The organism is Mesorhizobium montanum, from assembly GCF_033977145.1.
In the GTDB taxonomy this organism is placed as follows: domain Bacteria; phylum Pseudomonadota; class Alphaproteobacteria; order Rhizobiales; family Rhizobiaceae; genus Mesorhizobium; species Mesorhizobium montanum.
Genome location: NZ_JAVIJF010000049.1, coordinates 1 through 6,126, shown reverse-complemented (window position 1 = coordinate 6,126; position 6,126 = coordinate 1). Strand labels below are relative to the sequence as shown.

Annotated in this window: 8 protein-coding genes; all 8 read left to right on the top strand. The window is 63.5% G+C overall.

The window, feature by feature from the left end; genetic code table 11:
• On the top strand, window positions 1-217 hold a 217-nt coding region (locus RFM68_RS33275), incomplete at its 5' end, for a c-type cytochrome (protein ID WP_320237166.1).
• Window positions 214-1,329 carry a hypothetical protein gene (locus tag RFM68_RS33270; RefSeq protein ID WP_320237165.1) on the top strand — a complete coding sequence of 372 codons (1,116 nt, stop codon included), beginning with the start codon at window positions 214-216 and terminating at the stop codon, window positions 1,327-1,329. The genes RFM68_RS33275 and RFM68_RS33270, both read left to right, overlap by 4 nt.
• Complete coding sequence (locus RFM68_RS33265; RefSeq protein WP_320237164.1) at window positions 1,322-1,768, top strand: hypothetical protein; 447 nt, start codon at window positions 1,322-1,324, stop codon at window positions 1,766-1,768. Before RFM68_RS33270 ends, RFM68_RS33265 begins: the two co-directional genes overlap by 8 nt.
• Window positions 1,765-2,517: an SCO family protein gene (locus RFM68_RS33260; RefSeq protein WP_320237163.1), complete on the top strand. Its 753-nt coding sequence runs from the start codon at window positions 1,765-1,767 to the stop codon at window positions 2,515-2,517. The genes RFM68_RS33265 and RFM68_RS33260 overlap by 4 nt, the downstream gene beginning before the upstream one ends.
• A complete protein-coding gene (gene coxB / locus RFM68_RS33255) occupies window positions 2,514-3,467 on the top strand; it encodes a cytochrome c oxidase subunit II (RefSeq protein WP_320237162.1) in 954 nt (317 codons plus the stop codon). The genes RFM68_RS33260 and coxB overlap by 4 nt, the downstream gene beginning before the upstream one ends.
• Complete coding sequence (ctaD, locus tag RFM68_RS33250; protein ID WP_320237161.1) at window positions 3,464-5,107, top strand: cytochrome c oxidase subunit I; 1,644 nt, start codon at window positions 3,464-3,466, stop codon at window positions 5,105-5,107. Before coxB ends, ctaD begins: the two co-directional genes overlap by 4 nt.
• Window positions 5,104-5,739: a cytochrome c oxidase subunit 3 gene (locus RFM68_RS33245; protein WP_320237160.1), complete on the top strand. Its 636-nt coding sequence runs from the start codon at window positions 5,104-5,106 to the stop codon at window positions 5,737-5,739. Before ctaD ends, RFM68_RS33245 begins: the two co-directional genes overlap by 4 nt.
• Window positions 5,736-5,984 (top strand): cytochrome C oxidase subunit IV family protein, encoded by a 249-nt coding sequence (locus tag RFM68_RS33240; RefSeq protein ID WP_320237159.1) that lies wholly within the window; start codon window positions 5,736-5,738, stop codon window positions 5,982-5,984. Before RFM68_RS33245 ends, RFM68_RS33240 begins: the two co-directional genes overlap by 4 nt.
• Window positions 5,985-6,126 lie beyond the last annotated feature (142 nt).

The following is a 6,126-nucleotide window of genomic DNA, read 5'->3' as shown; positions in this document are numbered from 1 at the left end:
CCATCAGGATGCGCTGCGCAAGGCCTCCGACCGCCACTTCTACGACGTCATCACCAACGGCTACGGCGCCATGTATTCCTACGCGGCGAGGGTGCCGCCGCGGGACCGCTGGGCGATCGTGGCCTATGTCCGCGCGCTGCAATATTCGCGCGACGTACCGGTAGCGGAGCTTCCGCAAACCCTGCGCGCGCGGCTTGAGGCGGAGGCCTCGCCATGAGCCGCATCGAGCAGGGCTGTCTGGTGCTTGGCATCGCGGGACTTGCGGTCTGCGCGCTGGGGGCATCGCTCGATGCCAAGGCGATGGTGGGCGCGTGGCTCGCGGCAACGATCTTCCTGCTCAGTTTCCCGCTCGGCGCGCTGACGATACTGATGGTGCATGGGCTGACCGGCGGGCGCTGGGGCGATGCGGTCCGTCAGCCGTTGCGGATCATGACGGCGATGCTGCCGCTTGCGCTGATCTTGCTGCTGCCGGTGCTGATCAGGCTCGATCTGGTCTTCCCATGGGCCGGCGCCGATTCTGCGATGTTGTCCGAGACGGTTCGGGAGAAGCTTGCCTATCTCAACGTGCCGTTCTTCCTGCTGCGCTTAGCTTGCTGTGGTGCAATCTGGCTCGTTCTCACTTGGATTGTGCTCGATGCGACAAGCTATGAAGCCAACCCGAACGCCCGCAACGGCAAGAAATTCGCTCTCGGCCTCATCCTCCATGCGCTTGCCGTCAGCGTCTTTGCCATCGACTGGATGCTGTCGCTCGAGCCGGAATTCACCTCGACCATCTACGCGTTTTGCGAAGCGTCGGCCGAAGTTGTCGGAGCATTCGCCCTGGCGATGCTTGTGCTGGCGGCAAGACGCGCGGTCGAGGTCTTGCCGGGCGGAGACGAGGACGTCGCCCCGAGCGAAGACCTCGCCAACATGCAGTTCGGCTTCATGCTGACCTGGATTTATCTGACCTTCATGCAGTGGCTGGTGGTCTGGGGGGGCGATCTGCCCGGTGAGATTCATTGGTATGTCATTCGCGGCGGCAATGGGTGGCAATATCTGCTCTACCTGCTGATCGCCTTGCGGGTGGCTTCGTTTGCCGGCCTGCTCAGCCGAGACATGAAACGCAGCCATGCCGGCCTTGTCTGGCTCGCCGGAATTACCCTGGCCGGCCATTTTGCCGATGTGTTCTGGCGTATCCGCCCGCCGCTCTTCGCCGGCGGCCCGCTGGCGTTATGGCATGACGCCGCTGCCTGGATTGGATCGGGCGGGCTGTGGCTTGCGCTGTTCCTTTTCCTTCTTCGCCGGCCGGATCGGGTCACCTGGTGGAAGCGCGAGGTGGCCCATGGCTAAGGCGCATCGCCATCCCGAGACGCGCGATGTTCAGCCGCGTGTGCTGTTCGCGTTCGGCGGTGGGTTGCTGCTGTTCATCGCGCTCGCCGCGATCGGCATGAAACTCGCCTTTAACACCACGCCAAGGTGGCCGCCGCCGCTACCCACGGACATCAGTCGAGAAAGCCCCGATTTGCAGACCGCGCCAAAGCAGGACCTGGTCAGTTTCCGCGCCGAGGAGGATCGCCAGCTGAGAATGCTCGGCTGGGTCGACCGTCATGCCGGTATCGCTCGCATCCCGATCGACGACGCCATGTGGGCAGTGGTCAGTAACGGCCTGCCGGATTGGTCGCAGGGAGCTGCGGCCATCCGCGCCGACGATTGCGCCTTGCTTACGGCTGCGGTTCCTCGCGCACCACAAGCCCAGAATTGCCAACAACGGCGGAGGGCGGCGCAATGAGGAGCCTGCTCGCCGCGCTTTGCGTCTTGGTGGCCGGCACGGCGTTTGCCGCTGAACGACCGACATTCGATCCGAAACTCGGGGCACAACTTAGCCTTGACCGTGAGTTGGTCGATGCAAGCGGCCGGAAGCTGACACTCGGCGAAACGCTCGGCGGCCGTCCAGCACTGGTCATCTTCGGCTACGACAGATGCCCGAACCTTTGCGGCGTCACCCAGCAGGCGATTGCGTCCGACCTGAAGAAGACATCGCTTCGCCCGGCCGATTACCGCGCGCTGTTCATCTCGATCGACCCCGACGAGACATCCGCCGATGCCGCCGGGGCGCAAGCCGAGATCGCGTCCGCCGCAGGTTCGGCAGGCATGTCCGCCTGGCGTTTCCTGACCAGCAGCGACGGTTCGGGCGCGGCGCTGGCCAACGAGGCCGGCATCACTTTCGACCGGCGCAAAGGCATCGATCAGTTCGTCCATCCGATCGCGGTCATCGCGCTGACGCAGTCTGGCCGAATCTCGCAGGTATTGCCGGCGCTGACCTTCACGCCGCGCGATCTCCAGCTCGCGCTGGTTGAAGCGTCGGCCAACAAGCTTGGCTCCATCGCCGATCACGTCTTCCTGCTCTGCGCCGGTTTCGACAGTTCGAAGGGTCAATACACCCCAGCCGTCTGGGCGGCGCTGAAGGTGGCAAGCCTGGTCACGCTGCTCGGCCTCGCCGCGACCGTGCTCTGGCAAACGCGAGGGAGGGCGAGGTGAGCTTCGGCGTCCCCTTCTTCCCGCAGGAGGCGTCGTCCGAAGCCGGTCATGTCGATGCGCTGTTCTACACGCTGCTCGCCTTCTCGGTCATTCTCGGCTTCTCGCTTACCGCGCTCGTCGTCGGCTACGCGGTGAAATACCGCGTCGGTTCGCCTGCGGACCGCACTGGCCAGCGTTCCCGCAATCTGTGGCTGGAGATGAGCTGGACCATCGCCAGCCTGATCATCGCTTTCATCTTCTTCGGCTGGGGCGCGATACTTTTCGTTCGCCGCGATCATCCGCCGGCGGACGCGCTGGAAATCACGGGGCTCGGTAAGCAATGGATGTGGGAGTTCAGGCAGCCCGGCGGCCAGCGCGAGATCAATGAACTGCATGTTCCGGTTGGCAAACCGGTCGTGGTGTCGCTCGCCTCGCAGGACGTCATCCACTCCTTCTATGTGCCGGCATTCCGTATCAAGCAGGACGCGGTGCCCGGCCGCACGACGCATATCTGGTTCATCGCCACCGAGCCCGGCCGCTATCACCTGTTCTGCGCCCAATATTGCGGCACCCAGCATTCCGAAATGGGCGGCTGGGTGACCGTTTTGCCGCCCGAGCGGTATTCCGCCTGGCTGAACAGCCAAGGCGAGGGCGAAACGCTGGCGGCGAGCGGCGAGAAACTGTTTCGCGCGCTTGGCTGCTCCGGCTGCCATAGCGCGAGCAGCAAGGTGAGGGCGCCCTCCTTGGAAGACATCTTCGGCCGACCGGTGGCGCTCGATAACCAGCAGACGGTGATCGCCGACGAACGCTATTTGCGCGATTCGATCCTCAATCCAGAAAAGGAGATCGCGGCAGGCTACGAGCCAGTCATGCCGAGCTTCGACGGCCTGATCGACGAGGGCGAATTGCAGATGCTGCTTGCCTATCTGAAATCGCTTTCGCCTCAACCAGCGGCTGGAGCAATGCCATGACCAGCACGGCAATGTCGGGCAGTTATCTCGGCGAAGGCAGCGGTCCGCGCGCTTGGTTGCTGACCACCGACCACAAGCGGGTGGCGTGGCTCTATCTGGTCTCGCTGACGGCCTTCTTCTTCCTCGGCGGCGCCATGGCCGTGCTGATGCGGATCGAGCTGGCGACACCGGCCGGCGATCTCGTCTCCGACGATGTCTACAACAGGCTGTTCTCTCTGCACGGCATCATCATGGTCTGGTTCTTCCTGGTGCCCTCGATCCCAGCGACATTGGGCAATTTCCTTTTGCCGTTGATGATCGGCGCACGCGACCTTGCATTTCCGCGGCTCAATCTCGCCAGCTGGTACGTCTTCATCTTCGGCAGCCTGTTTGCGCTGTTTTCGGTGGTCGCCGGCGGCGTCGATACCGGCTGGACCTTCTACACGCCGCTGTCGACGCTCTATGCCAACGGCTTCGTCTCGACGGCGGCGTCCGGTGTCTTCATCGTCGGCTTCTCGACCATCATGACCGGCATCAACTTCATCGTCACGGTGCACACGCTGCGCGCGCCCGGGCTCACCTGGTTCCGCCTGCCGATTTTCGTTTGGACGCTCTACGCCACCAGCCTGGTGATGGTGCTGGCGACCCCGGTGCTCGCCGCCTCGCTGATCCTGATCGTGCTGGAGCGCGTGTTCGGCATCGGCATCTTCAATCCCGACCTCGGCGGCGATCCGCTGCTCTTCCAGCATCTCTTCTGGTTCTATTCGCACCCCGCCGTCTACATCATGATCCTGCCCGGCATGGGCGTGGTGTCGGAGGTGCTGCCCTGCTTCAGCCGGCGGCCGCTGTTCGGCTACAAGGCGGTGGCGATGTCGTCGATGGCGATCGCCGTCTTCGGCTTCCTGGTCTGGGGCCACCACATGTTCGTCAGCGGGCAGTCGGCCTATGCCGGCGTGGTGTTCTCGTTCCTGTCCTTCTGCGTCGCGATCCCCTCGGCGATCAAGGTCTTCAACTGGAGCCTGACGCTGCGCAAGGGCGAGATCAGCTTCGAGACACCGATGCTCTATGCACTGTTCTTCCTGGGGCTGTTCACCTTCGGTGGATTGGCCGGGCTCTTCCTTGCGGCGCTGGCGGTCGATGTGCATGTCCACGACACCTATTTTGTGATCGCGCATTTCCACTACATCATGGTCGGCGGCATGGTGACGGCCTATATGGCCGGCGTGCATTTCTGGTGGCCGAAATTGACCGGCCGCATGTATTCGGAAACGGCCGGACGAATTGCGGCGACCGTCACCTTCGTCGGCTTCAACCTGACCTTCTTTCCGCAATATGTGCTGGGCTTCGACGGCATGCCGCGGCGCTATCACACCTATCCGCCGGAGTTCCAGTTCTGGAACGTATTGTCCTCGGCCGGCGCGGTGGTGCTGGCGATCGGCTACCTGATGCCGTTGTTCTATCTCGGCTGGTCGTTGTTTCGCGGCGCCCGCGCCGCCGATAATCCCTGGAACGCCACCGGGCTCGAATGGCAGACGAGCTCGCCGCCGCCGCCGCACAATTTCGAGACGATGCCAGTCGTGACGCGGCCGGCCTATGCCTACGACATGAAGGGACTGGAACATGAGCGCTTCAGCCCGCACCGGGAGGAGGCGGCTGGATGAGCGGCACCGAGAGCATCGCCTTCGACACCCCGAAGCGCGAACGGCGCGCCGACAGTTTCGCGATGTGGGTGTTCATCGGCTCCGAGGCGATGCTGTTCGGCGCGATTTTCCTGGTCTTTCTCGTCGCGCATCTCGATTTCGGCCCCGCCTTCGCTGCGGCCTCGAAACACCTTTCGCTGCCGCTCGGCACCTTCAACACGGCCGTCCTGATCACCAGCAGCTTCACCATGGCGCTGGCGCATATGCTTGCGCGTCACAGACGTTGGCGCGCAACCGTTTGGGCACTGATGACGACCTCGGCGCTGGGTGCGTGCTTCCTGATCGTGAAGGGGATCGAATACAGCAAGGAAATCAGCGAAGGACTGGCGCCGCTGCTCGGCCTGCCGTTCCGCTACACCGGGCCGGATCCGGTGCATGCCGAATTCTTCTTCGGCCTCTATTTCGCGATGACCTCGCTGCACGCCCTGCATCTGATCGGCGGCATCGTCGTCATCGCCGGCATGATCGCGCTATGGCCAACTGCCAGCCCCGCCGGCCGCCTGCGCCGGGTCGCGGCCGTCGGGCTCTACTGGCACTTCATCGACATCATCTGGGTGTTCATGTTCCCCGTTTTTTACCTGATCAACCGATGAGCGACCTTCGCAAGCTCACCTTCGGCTATCTCGGGCTGCTCGCGCTACTGGCGCTGACGGTTGGTTCGTCCTTAATCGATCTCGGGGGTTTCAACGTCGCGCTCAACCTGGTGATCGCCGCCGCAAAGGCGATCCTTATAGGCCTGCTGTTCATGCACCTGACCGGCACTTTGCCGCGCCTGGCCGTCGCGGCTGCCGGGCTTTGGCTCGTCATCCTATTCGGGCTGACGCTGATGGGGCAATAGCCAGCCGAGGGCCAACTAGTACCTGTGCACAGGGGATTTGACGGTTTCGATGGGTTGTAGCCTGGGCAGGCTGTCGGGGTCGAGGAGCAGTTCAATGCTGCGCGCGACGCCGGGCTGCCTGCGGATCCATCCAGCGCGCTCG